The organism is Cytobacillus sp. FSL R7-0680 (assembly GCF_038009245.1).
GTDB classification, from domain to species: Bacteria; Bacillota; Bacilli; order Bacillales; family Cytobacillaceae; genus Cytobacillus; species Cytobacillus kochii.
The window spans coordinates 3,235,720-3,250,915 of the sequence record NZ_JBBPAO010000001.1 but is presented as its reverse complement, the minus strand read 5'-3'; the positions used below and the strand labels follow the sequence as shown (position 1 = coordinate 3,250,915).

Sequence of the window (15,196 nt, the reverse complement as noted above, 5' to 3'; positions counted from 1 at the left end):
AATCATTTTTGCAGTATATATTGAAAACACCGTTTCGCAGTTGCTTCCGGTGCAACAAGAATAGGGGTGTTGGGTGTTACTTGGTTAGCTACATGTGCCATGCTGTATTGCGAGAGGACGATGACATCTACCTTTCCATCCATTTCCGCCACCATTCTCCTGACTCTTTCGTCATGCTCTTCTTTTTTTCCTTCAAAAAGTAGATGGATGATGCCAGGATCAACAACAGATTCAATGGCACAGTTCGGTTGACGTGCTTGTAGGTAATTAATTAGCGCTTCGGGTGTTTCTCTGACGGTAGAGATTAAACCGATACGATTATATTCTAAAGCCTCATCTAGCATCGCTTCGTCTGAACGGAACATTTTCACTCGACAAAGTGGTTGAAGGATAGCTGTTAAAGGATTGAATGCCGAACAAGTTAGCTGAATACAATCAGGGCGAGCTTCCGCTGCTAAAGAGACAGATTTTGAAAAGCGCCGAGCAATTTCTGGTGTCAATGAGCCGCTTTCTTCAATCATCGTCAGTAAGTGAGTATCCATGAAATGTAATAATTCAACCTCAGGCGCCACTTTTCTAAACGCTTCTTCTATAGGCTTTAAAGCAGTCGTTGTTGCGTGTATTAAGGCAACCTTCATTTTATCTATCACCTCATCCTTTCCGCTTTCGTGCTTTCATTTCCGAGCAGTTAATTGTATTCTCTATAGTATATCTAATAATCAATGAAAATAGTATAAAAACTAATGAAGGAGAGAAAGAGATGAATTCGGATTGGCAGAATAGACTTTCTCCGGAGAAAGAAAAGCCTTACTTCCAAAAGTTGATGAGCTTTTTAGAACAGGAATATCGGCATCATACGATTTATCCTGTAAAGGGAAATATCTTTAATGCATTGGAATATACGAGCTTTGAAGAGACAAAGGTGGTTATCCTTGGTCAAGACCCATATCATGGTGCCAATCAGGCGCATGGCTTAAGCTTTTCGGTACAACCTGGTGTGAAAATACCTCCGTCTCTACGAAATATATATATAGAATTAGCAACAGATATTGGTTGTCCCATACCTAACCATGGTTGCCTCATTTCTTGGGCGAAGCAGGGGGTATTATTATTAAATACGGTATTAACAGTAAGAGAAGGAGAGGCCAATGCTCATCGTGGACAAGGGTGGGAAGAGTTTACGAATTATATTATTACTTCTTTAAATCATAGAGAGAAGCCTATTATTTTTGTGTTGTGGGGGAAGCCCGCGCAAGCGAAGTTAAAGTTAATTAATACAGAAAAACATGCCACTATCCTCGCGCCCCATCCGAGTCCGTTATCTGCTCATAGAGGCTTCTTTGGTAGCAAGCCATTCTCAAAAATTAATCAAAAATTGTTAGAATGGGGAGAGAAACCGATAGATTGGAAAATAGACAATTTATAAGACTTTTCGTCATGTTTCACGTGAAACGAGAGGGGTGCTGTCAAAATGCCGGAGAAAAAGGTAAGCTGTGTCAAATGTAAATTTTTCTATGTCACATGGGATCAAAGATTTCCCAGAGGCTGCAAGGCATTTGGTTTTAAAACAAAAAAATGGCCATCGATGGAGGTTCATACTGCGTCAGGGCAATCGTGTTTGCGTTTTGAAAAGAAGAACTGATACACTATAAGAAGAAAAAGATGGTAGATGAAGTAGGTGAATACATGAGTATTTCAATCGAGAAAATGCTAAGTAAAATGGAAGCTGAGATTAGTGAGGCGAAGGGGTTAAATGAATCGGCAGTAAGAGAAAGAGTCCATGCTATTAAAACGTTGTGTGAAGTGATTCTTGATCAACAATCAACGGGAGCAGTACGGGCGGCGCAAACGCAGCAACAACCGATGGTAACTACCCAGACGAATATCCCCAGTCCTCAACAGGTAAGTCTGAATGAAAAACCAATGAAAATGGGTGATGAGGCAAACGGTGAGTCGATTTTTGACTTTTAAGGAGTGGCTTTGCTTTACCTGTTATACTAAATATATACTTAAAAGAAAGAGGCTGAAAATAAATGAAGCTTTTCATCATTATTGGGGCGATTTTTGCCTTTCTAGCAGTTGCATTTGGTGCATTTGGTGCCCATGCTTTAGAAGGTAAAGTAGTAGGCAAGTATATGGATAATTGGCAAACGGCTGTACAATATCAAATGTTCCATGCTATTGGAATTTTTATTGTTGCTTTATTATTATCGAAAATGCCAGACTCTTCCTTATTAACTTGGTCGGGCTGGTTAATGGCATTTGGTATCTTATTTTTCTCTGGAAGTTTATATATCTTAGCATTAACGAAAATATCCATATTAGGCGCCATTACACCTATTGGTGGTGTAGCATTCCTTGTAGGTTGGGTACTTATTCTTGTATTTGCTGTAAAACACCTATAATAATGAAGGGCTGAACATTTATGATGTTCAGCCCTTTTTCAAAAGAAAGTATAAAATTGTTCAATGAGTTATCATGTCTAGCTCCAGCGTCATGGAGCTCGAGGTCATAAGTCAAAGCTGTCTATGAGGTAAAGGACAACCTCACAGCCATCTTCGTCTTATGCTTGTCGCTCCAGAGCGAGCCGCTTCCGCTTTTCATCATGTCTAGCTCCAGCGTCATGGAGCTCGAGGTCATAAGTCAAAGCTGTCTATGAGGTAAAGGACAACCTCACAGCCATCTTTGCCTTATGCTTGTCGCTCCAGAGCGAGCCGCTTCCGCTTTTCTGCTTACCTTGGGTTGTATTGTGTTAATTGTGCTGGATAATAGTATTCAATCTCCTCAGGAAAAACAACATAATCTAAATAAATCATTGGGATTAAGTAGCGCTCACCCGTTTCGGGGTCACTAATAATGACATGATCACGTCCAGCTGCTTCAATGATTCCTTTAAACACTTTGGCATTCCATTGTGAATTATTTTCAAATGTTGTATAAACGGATGCAAGCTTGCCGCGATTTAATCTGAGAATATTTTCAATAAAGGATTGTTCCATTGGCAGTTGACCTGTTGATTGACCTTGAACGTTTGTTGGCATCCCTTGTGTTGGTATGTTTACTTGAGGTGGTTGAGTGTTGTAATTCTGTTGAGGCTGCTGCTGATATTGGTTGCTGTATTGCTGTTGTTGTTGGGGATACCCACCATAATAAGGATAACCTTGTTGAGTCATTGCACTTCCCTCCAAATAAATTAATAAACAGATGGGCAATCTGATTCGGTAGGGATATAGAAACAGTGTGATTTGAACCTACCTGAATTCCATTGGTTATACCATTGTGCTGGACAATCGCCACCTGGTCTAAAAAACCATAAAGCATTACTAGCAGGGTGTTGCCTTTCGCCTTTTAAAACTCTTCTTGCTAAGTTCAATTCATTCGATCGTGCCGCTTGATAAAAATAGCCTTTCTGCGTTGCTTCAAACCCACCAGGATTTTGAAAAACCATTTGCCTAATGGATGTAATGTCTTTAAAATCCAAGCAATTACCAAGGACGCGATTGACGCCGACATTGCCAACCATTAACATACCAAGATTTCCTTCACCTTCTGCTTCTGCACGCAAAAGTCTTGCTAGTAGCTTTACATCTGCTTCTGTGTAGGCTATCACGCCCATACAATCACCTCTTAAAAGTTTTGCCATGTTGCTAGATAGAGGCTTATTCATAAACTCACTATTTATAACTATGTATAAGCCTTTTCTTTTATGACAAAAAAACTCCCGCCAATAAATTGACGGGAACAATATCGATTAATTAACATGTAAAAACTTACTTAAGCCACTTTCTGGTAATAGGTTGCCTACATAGAAGGCACCGAACTCTCCGTAACGAGCACTTACTTCATCAAAACGCATTTCGTATACGAGCTTTTTGAATTGTAGCACATCGTCGGCAAATAAAGTGACGCCCCACTCATAATCGTCAAATCCAACTGAGCCAGTGATGATTTGTTTAACTTTGCCAGCATAAGAGCGCCCGATGAGACCATGGCTGCGCATTAATTCACGACGTTGATCCATTGGGAGCATATACCAGTTATCCTCACCTTGTCTACGCTTATCCATTGGATAGAAACAAACATATTTCGCTTGTGGAAGTGTTGGATATAGTCGACTTCTCACATGAGGATTCTGATAAGGGTCTTCATTAGAATCTCCTGCCATATAGTTACTTAATTCTACGACAGAAACATAAGAGAAAGTCGGAATCGTATATTCTGCTAATTTTGTTTTATTGAATTCGTTTTCTAGCTCATTTAATTCTTCCATTGTTGGGCGTAAAAGCATCATCATAAAGTCTGCTTTTTGACCGACAATTGTATATAGTGCATGGCTACCTTGCTCGGCAGCTTGCGTGGTGTTCCATTTATCAACCAGTGATAGAAATTCGTGAATAGCGGCTTCACGCTCATCGCTAGAAATCATTTTCCATGTAGTCCAATCGATGGCACGGAAGTCATGGAGACAATACCAGCCGTCAAGAGTTTTTGCTGCTTCGTTCATTGTCATCGCTCCTCATATATGTACTATTTACTTCATGTTTACTATACCATAGTTTAGCCAGCAAACCACACGATTAAAACTAGCTAGTGTTGATTAGTTATTTTGCTTAATGGATAGGTTATAAGTATGATATGAATGAAGAGCTTCAGTGCACTGTTTTATTTAAGAGAATTCACTTTTTAGAATTAACCGACATTTGCCTTTTCTATTGCTATTTAACGAGCGGTCTATTGTAATGGAAGAAGAGAAGAAATAATTGCATTTAAATGATTAATTGGAGGGGCTTAATATGAGCAACTTATTTGAAATAATGAAAGCAAAAATAAACGGGAAGAGCTTGAAAATCGTTTTTCCTGAAGGTACAGACGATAGAATTCTTATTGCTGCCAGTCGCTTAGCTGAGGAAGGCATTCTTGTACCTATTTTACTTGGAGATGAAGAGGGAATTACTAATCAGGCCACTAAATTAGGGGTTTCTTTAGAAAATTGTACAATCATTGACCCAAAAAATAGTGAGTATATGGATGAATTGCTTCCTGTATTCGTCGACCGGAGAAAAGGGAAAGTAACAGCGGAAGCAGCAAAGGAAATTCTTTTGGATGAAAACTATTTTGGAACGATGCTTGTTTATGCAAACAAAGCGGACGGCTTGGTAAGTGGAGCGGCACATTCAACAGCAGACACTGTCCGACCGGCATTACAAATTATTAAAACAAAAGCAGGGGTGAAAAGGACCTCTGGTGTATTTATTATGGTTCGTGGGGAAGAACAATATGTTTTTGCTGACTGTGCGATCAATATTTCCCCTGATGCAGAAGGATTAGCAGAAATCGCTGTAGAGAGTGCAAAAACAGCAAAAATGATGGATATTGATCCTCGTGTGGCTATGTTGAGCTTTTCGACAAAAGGATCTGCAAATTCTCCAGAAACTGATAAGGTCATTGAGGCAGTAACTATGGCAAAAGAAAAAAATTCAGAGCTTGTCATTGATGGAGAGCTTCAGTTTGACGCAGCGTTCGTACCTTCTGTCGCAGAGAAAAAAGCGCCGGGTTCACCAATCAATGGACAAGCAAATGTCTTTGTATTCCCAAGCCTCGAAGCAGGAAATATTGGCTATAAGTTAGCGCAAAGATTAGGTGGATTTGAAGCGGTAGGTCCGATTTTACAAGGTTTGAATCAACCGGTTAATGATCTTTCCCGCGGTTGTAATGAGGAAGATGTCTATAAGCTTGCGATTATTACGGCTAGCCAAGCTTTAGTCGAATAGTTCTTAAATGGTAAAGGAGCAGAAGGAATGGAAGAGGCTTTAAATTTATTAGAACAAAAAGAATGGCGTATAATTGATCAGTCGCAATCAGGGCGATTTGTCAGTGCACTTCACTCTTTCGGTATGGATGATACTTTATGCGCTTCGGTTGGGGCGGGACTCTCTCCTGCTACTGCGAGAAGCTGGGTGCATGACCGCACAATCGTACTTGGTATTCAAGATACAAAACTGCCTTTTATTAACGCAGGGGTTCAATTTTTACAGCAACAAGGTTATGACTGTATTGTGCGGAATTCAGGTGGGCTTGCGGTTGTTCTCGATGAAGGTGTCTTGAATATTACTTTAGTGCTGCAGGAAACGGAAAAAGGTATTGATATTAACCGTGGATATGATGCGATGTGGTTTTTAGTGAAAGAAATGTTCGCCGATTTTCCCGTAGAAATTGAAGCGAAAGAGATCACCAAGTCCTACTGTCCGGGGAGTTATGATCTAAGCATTGGCGACCAGAAATTTGCAGGCATTTCACAACGCAGATTGAGAAAGGGTGTCGCTGTGCAAATCTACCTTTGTGTAAATGGCAGCGGCAGTGAACGAGCGCAGATCATTCAAGAATTTTACCGTATTAGTAAAGAGGATGAGAAGACTAAGTTTACTTATCCTGACATTGATCCAACAGTGATGGCTTCGCTAGCTGAACTACTCCAAACGGAATTCACCATAGAAGATGTGATGCTCCGCTTCCTACAAACATTAAAGAAACATAGTGGCACGCTTCATTCAGGTCAGTTAACCGTCACTGAAGCACCAATGTTTGAAAACTATTTCGACCGTGTAGTCGATAGAAACGAAAAAATCATGAACAAGAAATAATATGGGTCCAGGCAACTCCCGAATAATTTGCAGATTTTAGAATGAAAACAGGTGCTCTTTTGCTCGTTTTACCACTGGTGGAGGGCCTATCAAATGTACGAATAAATCTTAATCTAGTAAGTCACGCTAAATAGAAAATAACTGAGTAAGCTGGTTCAGCCTTTTACTCAGTTATTTTTGTATGTGTTTGTGGTAAACCACAGTCTAATCATTTATTCTGCTAGTTTTTCTAAATTGCCATTACGATCCATTTTGAATTTAGTGGCGGTTCTTTCCTCATCATCTAAAATCGCTAATTTTCGAGCACGGTTCATAATATTCATTAATGTCTCGTAATCTTCTTGGATAGTGACACTATTCTGCTCTAGCTTGCTTACTCTTGCCGCTAATTCTTGGTTTCTAGCCTTTAAAGAAGCATTCTCGCGCTTAAGTCTTTCATTCTCATTTTTTAAGATATCCAGTTTAATACTTGAGTGACTTAATGATTCAAGGTATTGAATGACACTTGCCATCGTCATATTAGATGATGAAGTTTCCTCCGTTTTGAATACAGGTGTCTTCACTTCTTCAGTAGGAGCCGCATTAGGTGTTGTGACTTCAGGTTCTTCAAATAGCAAATCATTCATCGGCTCCATCGCTGTTTCTACGTCATCTAATGTAGGAACTGGTGGTGAATATAATAGTTTTTTCTTTCCACCTTGCTCTTTGCCAAGCATTCTTTGTCGTTGCTTTCGTTGTTTTTTTGCTAGTTGAAGGGCTTTTTCATATTGGTGCCGTACAACTGCATTCCAGCGAAACCCGCAAGCTGCTGATGTGCGATTCAACTTATCTCCAACTTCTTCAAATGCATTTAATTGCGTACTACCTTCACGGACATGCCTTAAAACCGTTTCTGCTAATAATAAATCATTTTCCTCTGACCATGCATCTTGACGTACTTTCATGATCTCAACTCCCTAAATTTTTATAATAGTTAAGCTTTAGCAATAGGATTGTCAAGAATACAAGGTTTTATACATTCTATGTTTGAAAGGATAGTAGAAGATGGTTTCTAATAGATACGTATGGTAAATCATGTTAAAAATGTCGAAAAAAATTCTCATTTCGCCAAAAAACAACTAGGACAGGGGTTCGTATGTGCAGGAGAGGTTGGTCTATTACATTCGGGGGGTGAAACAAGAGAAAGAGAAAGATATAATAGGGGAAGTAAAAAAAAACTGATGAAGAGCAATCAAATGTTTAAAGGTAAAAAAAGAAGTTAATATATTGGTTATGTCTATATAAAAAGGGAGGTGTCATGATGTCATATGCGACAGAAAAATTAACTGAAGAAAAGGTATTTAAAGATCCTGTTCACCGTTATATTCACGTGAAAGATCGTCTTATCTGGGATTTGATTGGTACTAAAGAATTCCAACGTCTAAGAAGGATTAAACAATTAGGAACAACCTTTCTTACCTTTCACGGAGCGGAACATAGCCGATTTAATCATTCGCTTGGTGTCTATGAAATTGTTAGGCGAATTGTCGATGATGTCTTCAAAGGACGTCCAGAGTGGAATGATGACGATCGTTTATTAACCCTTTGTGCAGCATTGTTACATGATTTAGGTCATGGGCCGTTCTCGCATTCTTTTGAAAAGGTATTTGGCTTAGATCATGAAAATTTTACAAAGAAAATTATTCTCAGTAACACAGAAGTCAACAATGTGTTAAGAAGAGTAAGTGATGATTTTCCAAAAAAAGTAGAAGAAATAATTGCGAAAACGTCTAAAAACAAATTAGTTATCAGTTTAATCTCTAGTCAAATTGATGCCGACCGGATGGATTACTTACAAAGAGATGCCTATTTTACAGGCGTGAGTTATGGTCATTTTGATATGGAACGTATTTTACGAGTGATGAGGCCAAGGGAAGACCAGGTTGTGATTAAACAAAGTGGCATGCATGCTGTTGAGGATTACATAATGAGTCGATACCAAATGTATTGGCAAGTGTATTTTCACCCTGTAACGAGAAGTGCAGAGGTGATCTTAACAAAAATACTCCATAGGGCAAAGGCTCTATATGAAGAATCTTATCAGTTCAAACAAGCCCCTGCTCATTTTTATTCTTTATTTAAAGGCGAAATAACGGTGGATGATTACATTCATCTGGATGAATCAATTGTTCTATACTATTTCCAAATGTGGCAGTGGGAAGAAGATGAGATTTTAAGTGATTTAGCGCAACGTTTCTTAGACCGTCATCTCTTTAAGTATGTTGAATTTGACCCAGCCAAGGAATATAAGAAACTGTCAGAGCTGTCTATCTTATTTTTAAAAGCGGGAATTGACCCTGAATATTACTTAGTTGTCGATTCTTCCTCTGATTTACCTTATGATTTTTATCGACCGGGTGAAGAAGAGGAGCGTTTACCGATTCATTTATTATCGAAAAATGGAGAGGTAAGGGAATTATCTCGGGAATCATCGATTGTTGATGCTATCTCAGGTAAAAGAAGGACCGATCATAAATTATACTATCCTGCCAATCTCCTTCATGGTGAAGGGCCACATAAAGAGATTAAGAAACAAATACGAAAATTACTAGACTTAGAATAAAAAAGTTCGAATGGAACGTAATAAATAATTAGGAGATGAATCAATGTGCTGAAAGACCATGCAAAAATCATTCATGCCATTGCTGCCTCGGATGAAATTGTCGGCCGTAAAAAGCTACAAAAAATGATTTACATTGCAAAAAAAATCAATTACCCTTTTCATGAGAAATTTGCCTTTCACTTTTATGGACCTTATTCAGAAGAACTCACTCTTCGTATTGAAGAGCTATGCAATATGGGATTCTTGAATGAAATTAAAGAAAAAAAAGGTGGATACTATCAATATCGTTATACACTAACCGAATCGGGAACAGAATTTCTAGAATTAAATGAAGTAAGTATGCCTCATTTAAAAGACTGTCTCGTTGATATGAATGGCCAATCAGCAAGATTTCTAGAGCTAGTATCCACTGTCTTATACTTCGAGGAACTGCCTAAAGAAGAAGTAAAGGAAAAGATCTTCACGCTCAAAAGCAAACAACGATATACAGAAGAAGAGATTAACCAAGCTTATCACTATATCGATGCCTTAAATACAAAAGCCGCTATCCTATCATAGGAGCGGTCTTTTTAATATTGAGGTTGTTCATATATATGCTCGTGTGAAAATGATATTGCGTGCCTTAATCGGTAATATGAACTGAGTGCTTCTGTTTTGATGGATTAGAGTTTGTGAGTCACTCAAGTTAAGAAAAGAGAATGAGCGCTTCGTAAATGAAGTTTGTGAGTCACTCAAGTTGAGAAAAGAGAATGAGCGCTTCGCAAATGAAGTTTGCGAGTCACTCAAGGTGAGCAAAGAGAATGAGCGCTTCGCAAATGAAGTTTGTGAGTCACTCAAGTTGAGCAAAGAGAATGAGCGCTTCGCAAAAGAAGTTTGTGAGTCACTCAAGGTAAGAAAAGGAACTGAGCGCTTCGTAAATGAAGTTTGTGAGTCACTCAAGTTGAGAAAAGAGAATGAGCGCTTCGCAAATGAGGTTTGTGAGTCACTCAAGTTGAGAAAAGAGAATGAGCGCTTCGCAAATGAAGTTTGCGAGTCACTCAAGGTGAGCAAAGAGAATGAGCGCTTCGCAAAAGAAGTTTGTGAGTCACTCAAGGTAAGAAAAGGAACTGAGTGCTTCACAAATGAAGCTTGCGATTCACTCAAGTTGAGAAAAGAGAATGAGCGCTTCGCAAAAGAAGTTTGTGAGTCACTCAAGGTAAGAAAAGGAACTGAGTGCTTCACAAATGAAGCTTGCGATTCACTCAAGTTGAGCAAAGAGAATGAGCGCTTCGCAAAAGAAGTTCGCGAGTCACTCAAGTTGAGAAAAGAGAATGAGTGCTTCACAAATGAAGTTCGCGAGTCACTCAGTAAGAGAAAAGGAACTGAGCGCTTCGCAAATGAAGTATGCGAGTCACTCAGAAAGAAAAATGGAGATGAGAGCACAACTAAACCGTAAATATACACATATCTCATGCTGTATTTTTACGCTCTTACGATTTATAGTTATACGCGATAAAATTTAATTTGTTCCGGCTTCTACTCACCCTGGGAAGTTTCTTTTCTTGTCTGAAAAGAAAACGTTGTATTTCCCTCAGAATTGGGTAGTTCTCTTAAATCTAATGGGATCCGGAAAGGAACGTTACAAAAAAAGGTGGCAGAGCCAAAGTTTGATTGGATTCGGCCGAAAATGAGTCAAAAAAAGGAAGCGAGAGGGAATTTTGATATGAAGACCCTAGGCAAAATCAATAATAGTGTACAAGAACAATAGAGAATCCTACATTAAGGGATTCACCAAAAAAAATAACCGGCACCAATGAATAACTAACATTGTCAGTGCCGATATATTTTAATCTTGTATTTTATTGGTCGCTCAGACGCTTGCCACCAACAGCATAATGGTTCTTGCTCATTTCTTCGATAAATACAGTGATTTTTTCATTTGGAGCACCTGTTGTTTCGCTCACGGCTACTGTGACTTTTTCTACGAGTGCTTTCTTTTGATCTTCTGTACGTCCTTCAAGCATTTTAACAGTTACGTATGGCATAAGTTCTTCCTCCTAAATGAATTCGCGCTGTTTCTGAACAACGATTATTTTAAGTTTTCCATATTTTCTTCATTTAGACAAGCAAATTTATAGTAGCGCATGATTTCCTTATTGCAGGAATGATGCGTTATACTTTAATATGTATGACAAAGATAAGGTTTACATATGGTTAATGAAAAGGTATAAAACACTCATTCATGAGTTAAAAAAGGGGATTAAAGTGTGGAACAATTCTTAGCCTATCCACTTAGGGATATTCCCTATGTAGCTATCACGTTAATTATTGCCTTCACTCTTCATGAGCTTGCCCATGCGTGGGTCGCCTATAAATTTGGTGATCCCACGGCAAAAAATCAAGGCAGATTGACGTTGAATCCCATTAGTCATTTAGATCCGGTTGGGACACTCTTAATTTTTATAGCGGGTTTTGGGTGGGCGAGACCAGTCCCTGTTAACCGCTTCTTTTTTAAAAATCCGAGGCTTGCTGGTGTATGCGTTTCTTTAGCTGGTCCATTGAGTAATTTTGTTTTGGCTACATTTGCTTTAGGTTTATGGTATTGGTTAATTGGAAATGGTTATACAGTGCCGGAGTCGTTGCTCGCGTTTCTCAATATTTTTATTGGTCTAAATATGCTTCTTTTCATATTTAATTTAATCCCTTTGCCGCCTTTAGATGGCTATCGGGTGATTGCAGATTTAGTACCAAATGATTGGCGAGCGAAGATGACGTCAATTGAGAATTATGGAGGTCTTATTTTTCTCATCCTTGTGATTACACCGCTCAGTCAATATACGATTAGCCCTATCCTGAATACATTACTTCCAGCGATTATGGAAAACCTAAGCGCATTCTTTTATACATTATTTGTGAGAGCATAGATGAAGGAGGAGTTTCAAATGGCAGAGAATAAGAAAAAAATGGAGTTTAATATTATTAAAAGTGACCCAACTGAGGGGCATGGTGGATTCGGGGCCGGTGCTTTTAGTTTAGATAATGTTTCGCCGGTTATTATAGATGTCAATGAAAAAGAGGCTTCAATCGAGGTTGGGGCAATGCATGCCCGCAGCCCACAAGAAAAAGGCATTAAGTTTTTAAAAACAAAAGAAGAAGTCCCTAATGGTAAGCCATACTGGTTAATCTGGGTAACGGTAGAACGTGGAGCAGAAGGTACGTATTATGCGGGTGTAACAGCTTGTGAGTTTACAGTTGATCGATCAATTAGAAGAGGGTATAAGTCACTTCCTGAACATGTGAATCGAATGGATAAATCAATTAAAGGTCAAGTGATCGTGGATCATATGGATGTTTCTTCTAAAGAAGTATTAGCTAAATTCCTACAAGATTATGATGCAGGTATGTGGGAGAGATCATCAGAACAACTAAAAACAGATTTGCAAGCATAAGAGACAAATTCAGCCATAATTGTGGCGTATTTGTGACAGTTTATTGAAGGAATTTACAAAGTATTGCTTCAAGTGGATAAAAAAAGTAAACTTAATATTAGTGCAAAGCACTGTATAGAACTAGGACACGAAAAACCTCGACAGCTACTGTCGAGGTTTTTCATTATTTCTACTATTGTCATGTTTGTGTGCGAATTATGAAGTCCATGGTAATATCTTCTTGTACCAAGGCTTTTTTTCCTTAGGGGCTGGCTCTTTCTCTTTTTGTTTTTCCTCTGCTTGGTATTCAGGCAGGTGAAGCGAACAGTATTCAGTTGGTTCGGTTCCCTTAATAAAGTAGGTAAAACGTTTGACAGGACAATTTTCTGTTGCTAGTTTGCCAGTGGAAGGTTCAACATAAACGCCTATTGTATTTTTTGTTGGTGTGAACTGGCGGATTGGTAGGTCCTGGTGCGCATCTTCCATATAATTCCCCCAAATTTCCTTTGCAAACGCCTTTTCCTTCACAAGGTCGATCGTTTGATTATCATCGTAACCTGTCCATACAGCAGTAACGAGCTGGGGAGAGAATCCAGCCATCCAGCTATCAGTCTCCGTCGAACCAGATTTTGCTGCGTATGGTCTTGTGAGTTGATTGCTAATAGTAGATCCAGTCACACTAGCATATCCATTTAATGTCTGATCAAAAATGCCCGTCATCATCTCTGTTACGACAAAAGCTGTATCCTCATCTAATACTTGCTCATGTGACCCCTTAGCCTCGTAAAGGACATCGCCTTTATAATCCTCAACTCTTGTTATAAAAACAGGGTCAGTACGCTTCCCACCATTAGCTAACATGCTGTATGCATTGGCAAGCTCTGTTACTCTTAATCCGGATGTACCCAGGGCGAGTGAAGGGACTTTGGCCATCTTAGACTGAATACCAAAATCTTTAGCGGTCTTAACGAGTGTTTCTTCACCTAAAAAAAGGTGGGTTTTCACAGCATATATATTATCCGAGAGCGCTAGTGCCTGCGCCATTGTTATATCCCCATCTGCATACTTATTATTATAATTATGAGGTGCATATGTTGATTGTCCATCGTCAAACCGAAAAGTAGTAGGTTTGCTCATTACTGTTGATGCTGGTGTAAATCCTTGTTTAATGGCCGCGTAATATAAAAGGGGCTTCATCGTAGATCCAGGCTGTCTAATCGCTTGTAAAGCTCTATTAAATGAGCTCTCTTCATAATCTGTTCCTCCAACCATGGCTTCTACATGTCCATTTTTAGGATTCATTGATACAAGCCCGACTTGCATTGAAGTATCTTCTTTCATCACTTCTTCAATTGTTTTCTCTGCTATCTCTTGTTTTTGGCGATCTAGTGTTGTGTAAACTCGTAATCCACCAAGTTCAATCATTCTTTCATCAAGGTCTAATTGAGATTTTAGTACGGCTTTGACTGCATCTTGAAAGTAGGGGGCAACAGTGTTCACGTAATATTGATGCTCACCAACGAAAGTAAGCTCTTCATTGAAAGCATTTGCCATTTCCTTTTTCGTAATATATTGATTCCCTACCATAGAAGTTAAGATTAACTTTTGCCTTTGTTTCGCTTTCTCAAATGAGGCAAGAGGTGAATAGGCACTTGGTCCTTTTGGAATACCTGCGAGCATAGCGGATTCGGCTAAAGTTAAATCAGCTGCATCTTTTCCAAAATAAAACTGACTAGCTGCTTGTGCACCGTAAGCCCTGTTACCGTAATAGATTGTATTTAAATAGCCTTCTAGTATTTGCTCTTTTGTGTAACTCATTTCTATTCTTAGGGTATAAAACGCTTCTTTTATTTTCCTTGTCCACGTTTTATCTTGATCGAGAAAGAGGTTTTTAGCGTATTGCTGACTAATAGTACTCGCACCTTGTACCTTTGCCATTGCTTTGAGGTCTGCCAGCAAGGCGCCAGCAATTCTTTTATAATCAAAGCCATGATGTTCATAAAAACTCTGATCCTCAATCGCGATCGTCGCATGAATTAAGTCTGGGGAAATATCAGTAATATCTGCCCAATACCTTTTCTCCCCTGTGTGACTTTCACCAATAATAGACTCGTCACTTGCCATATATAAAGTGGATTGTGGTACGGCAAGTGGTGGTGGACCTAAAATTTTGGCATAAATGAAAATACCGATGAGCAGGCAGACCATTAACGCTAAACCTATTAAGCTACAAATGACGAGTGCTCGCAAATATTTACCTGCATTTCTAAAGCGCTGATTTGTCATGATTTCCACATATACCACCCCCATTTTAATGTGCTTCGTTTACATATAGTATTGAAAACTATAGGGTATTTTAAACATGCATATTTGTGATTACACGAATATCTAAAGTCTGCATGAAAACCCCCCGATTGGGTCAAACATGAATAGTAGAGAGAGCCAGGTCAGCAAACATCTACATCGGTTCAATCATATAGCTGAAACGCCAAAGACTGTTCCGATTTCACAATGAATGAGTGCGAAGATTCTATTAGCCCACTCCT

Annotated in this window: 17 protein-coding genes; 10 read left to right on the top strand and 7 right to left on the bottom strand. The window is 39.0% G+C overall.

Annotated elements, in window-relative coordinates:
- Positions 1-2: 2 nt before the first annotated feature.
- Positions 3-638: an aspartate/glutamate racemase family protein gene (locus MKY26_RS16240; RefSeq protein WP_095371527.1), complete on the bottom strand. Its 636-nt coding sequence runs from the start codon at positions 636-638 to the stop codon at positions 3-5.
- A gap of 122 nt (positions 639-760) precedes the next feature.
- On the opposite strand from MKY26_RS16240, the gene MKY26_RS16235 reads away from it, so the two are divergent.
- The 3 genes from MKY26_RS16235 to MKY26_RS16225 all read left to right on the top strand — a co-directional run bounded on the left by MKY26_RS16235 (position 761) and on the right by MKY26_RS16225 (position 2,405).
- Complete coding sequence (locus tag MKY26_RS16235) at positions 761-1,426, top strand: uracil-DNA glycosylase (RefSeq protein WP_341098141.1); 666 nt, start codon at positions 761-763, stop codon at positions 1,424-1,426.
- 260 nt (positions 1,427-1,686) lie between these two features.
- Positions 1,687-1,971, top strand: coding sequence for a YwdI family protein (locus tag MKY26_RS16230; RefSeq protein ID WP_157733858.1), 285 nt, complete (start codon positions 1,687-1,689; stop codon positions 1,969-1,971).
- A gap of 62 nt (positions 1,972-2,033) precedes the next feature.
- Positions 2,034-2,405 (top strand): DUF423 domain-containing protein, encoded by a 372-nt coding sequence (locus MKY26_RS16225; RefSeq protein ID WP_095371531.1) that lies wholly within the window; start codon positions 2,034-2,036, stop codon positions 2,403-2,405.
- Positions 2,406-2,732: 327 nt separating this feature from the next.
- Here the strand turns inward: MKY26_RS16225 and gerQ are convergent, their stop codons facing one another.
- The 3 genes from gerQ to hemQ all read right to left on the bottom strand — a co-directional run bounded on the left by gerQ (position 2,733) and on the right by hemQ (position 4,504).
- On the bottom strand, positions 2,733-3,173 hold the full coding sequence (gene gerQ / locus MKY26_RS16220) for a spore coat protein GerQ (RefSeq protein WP_095371532.1): 441 nt from the start codon (positions 3,171-3,173) through the stop codon (positions 2,733-2,735).
- A gap of 20 nt (positions 3,174-3,193) precedes the next feature.
- Positions 3,194-3,616 carry a cell wall hydrolase gene (locus MKY26_RS16215; protein WP_095371533.1) on the bottom strand — a complete coding sequence of 141 codons (423 nt, stop codon included), beginning with the start codon at positions 3,614-3,616 and terminating at the stop codon, positions 3,194-3,196.
- Between the two features lie 135 nt (positions 3,617-3,751).
- Entirely contained in the window at positions 3,752-4,504 is a 753-nt protein-coding gene (hemQ, locus tag MKY26_RS16210) for a hydrogen peroxide-dependent heme synthase (protein ID WP_095371534.1), read from the bottom strand.
- Positions 4,505-4,793: 289 nt separating this feature from the next.
- Between hemQ and pta the strand changes: the two genes are divergently transcribed.
- Both pta and MKY26_RS16200 read left to right on the top strand, forming a co-directional pair.
- A complete protein-coding gene (gene pta / locus MKY26_RS16205; protein WP_095371535.1) occupies positions 4,794-5,771 on the top strand; it encodes a phosphate acetyltransferase in 978 nt (325 codons plus the stop codon).
- Between the two features lie 27 nt (positions 5,772-5,798).
- Positions 5,799-6,641 carry a lipoate--protein ligase family protein gene (locus tag MKY26_RS16200; protein WP_307316546.1) on the top strand — a complete coding sequence of 281 codons (843 nt, stop codon included), beginning with the start codon at positions 5,799-5,801 and terminating at the stop codon, positions 6,639-6,641.
- A gap of 212 nt (positions 6,642-6,853) precedes the next feature.
- Here the strand turns inward: MKY26_RS16200 and MKY26_RS16195 are convergent, their stop codons facing one another.
- Complete coding sequence (locus tag MKY26_RS16195; RefSeq protein WP_095371537.1) at positions 6,854-7,585, bottom strand: RsfA family transcriptional regulator; 732 nt, start codon at positions 7,583-7,585, stop codon at positions 6,854-6,856.
- 356 nt (positions 7,586-7,941) lie between these two features.
- Here MKY26_RS16195 and MKY26_RS16190 point away from each other — a divergent pair, with 356 nt between their 5' ends.
- The 3 genes from MKY26_RS16190 (at position 7,942) to MKY26_RS16180 (ending at position 10,678) form a co-directional block, all read left to right on the top strand.
- Positions 7,942-9,243 carry an HD domain-containing protein gene (locus tag MKY26_RS16190; RefSeq protein ID WP_341098697.1) on the top strand — a complete coding sequence of 434 codons (1,302 nt, stop codon included), beginning with the start codon at positions 7,942-7,944 and terminating at the stop codon, positions 9,241-9,243.
- Positions 9,244-9,288: 45 nt separating this feature from the next.
- Complete coding sequence (locus MKY26_RS16185; RefSeq protein WP_095371540.1) at positions 9,289-9,801, top strand: YwgA family protein; 513 nt, start codon at positions 9,289-9,291, stop codon at positions 9,799-9,801.
- A 178-nt stretch (positions 9,802-9,979) separates the two neighbouring features.
- Entirely contained in the window at positions 9,980-10,678 is a 699-nt protein-coding gene (locus MKY26_RS16180) for a hypothetical protein (protein ID WP_341098140.1), read from the top strand.
- 403 nt (positions 10,679-11,081) lie between these two features.
- On the opposite strand, the gene MKY26_RS16175 is transcribed toward MKY26_RS16180, so the two are convergent.
- Entirely contained in the window at positions 11,082-11,267 is a 186-nt protein-coding gene (locus MKY26_RS16175; RefSeq protein WP_095371543.1) for a 2-hydroxymuconate tautomerase, read from the bottom strand.
- A 222-nt stretch (positions 11,268-11,489) separates the two neighbouring features.
- Here MKY26_RS16175 and MKY26_RS16170 point away from each other — a divergent pair, with 222 nt between their 5' ends.
- The gene (locus MKY26_RS16170) at positions 11,490-12,146 is read left to right on the top strand and encodes a site-2 protease family protein (protein ID WP_341098139.1); all 657 of its coding nucleotides are present in this window, start codon (positions 11,490-11,492) and stop codon (positions 12,144-12,146) included.
- A gap of 18 nt (positions 12,147-12,164) precedes the next feature.
- Entirely contained in the window at positions 12,165-12,671 is a 507-nt protein-coding gene (locus MKY26_RS16165) for a YwhD family protein (RefSeq protein WP_095371545.1), read from the top strand.
- Positions 12,672-12,866: 195 nt separating this feature from the next.
- Here MKY26_RS16165 and MKY26_RS16160 read toward each other — a convergent pair whose 3' ends face one another.
- Positions 12,867-14,945: a transglycosylase domain-containing protein gene (locus tag MKY26_RS16160; RefSeq protein WP_341098138.1), complete on the bottom strand. Its 2,079-nt coding sequence runs from the start codon at positions 14,943-14,945 to the stop codon at positions 12,867-12,869.
- Positions 14,946-15,196: the final 251 nt, after the last annotated feature.

What these genes read in the sequence shown, in the direction of transcription:
- MKY26_RS16175 (WP_095371543.1), bottom strand. Translation starts at nt 11,267, where the DNA reads ATGCCATACGTAACTGTTAAAATGCTTGAAGGACGTACAGAAGATCAA.
- MKY26_RS16235 (WP_341098141.1), top strand. Translation starts at nt 761, where the DNA reads ATGAATTCGGATTGGCAGAATAGACTTTCTCCGGAGAAAGAAAAGCCT.
- MKY26_RS16165 (WP_095371545.1), top strand. Translation starts at nt 12,165, where the DNA reads ATGGCAGAGAATAAGAAAAAAATGGAGTTTAATATTATTAAAAGTGAC.
- MKY26_RS16225 (WP_095371531.1), top strand. Translation starts at nt 2,034, where the DNA reads ATGAAGCTTTTCATCATTATTGGGGCGATTTTTGCCTTTCTAGCAGTT.
- MKY26_RS16230 (WP_157733858.1), top strand. Translation starts at nt 1,687, where the DNA reads ATGAGTATTTCAATCGAGAAAATGCTAAGTAAAATGGAAGCTGAGATT.
- MKY26_RS16190 (WP_341098697.1), top strand. Translation starts at nt 7,942, where the DNA reads ATGTCATATGCGACAGAAAAATTAACTGAAGAAAAGGTATTTAAAGAT.
- hemQ (WP_095371534.1), bottom strand. Translation starts at nt 4,504, where the DNA reads ATGAACGAAGCAGCAAAAACTCTTGACGGCTGGTATTGTCTCCATGAC.
- MKY26_RS16200 (WP_307316546.1), top strand. Translation starts at nt 5,799, where the DNA reads ATGGAAGAGGCTTTAAATTTATTAGAACAAAAAGAATGGCGTATAATT.
- pta (WP_095371535.1), top strand. Translation starts at nt 4,794, where the DNA reads ATGAGCAACTTATTTGAAATAATGAAAGCAAAAATAAACGGGAAGAGC.
- gerQ (WP_095371532.1), bottom strand. Translation starts at nt 3,173, where the DNA reads ATGACTCAACAAGGTTATCCTTATTATGGTGGGTATCCCCAACAACAA.
- MKY26_RS16215 (WP_095371533.1), bottom strand. Translation starts at nt 3,616, where the DNA reads ATGGGCGTGATAGCCTACACAGAAGCAGATGTAAAGCTACTAGCAAGA.
- MKY26_RS16195 (WP_095371537.1), bottom strand. Translation starts at nt 7,585, where the DNA reads ATGAAAGTACGTCAAGATGCATGGTCAGAGGAAAATGATTTATTATTA.
- MKY26_RS16240 (WP_095371527.1), bottom strand. Translation starts at nt 638, where the DNA reads ATGAAGGTTGCCTTAATACACGCAACAACGACTGCTTTAAAGCCTATA.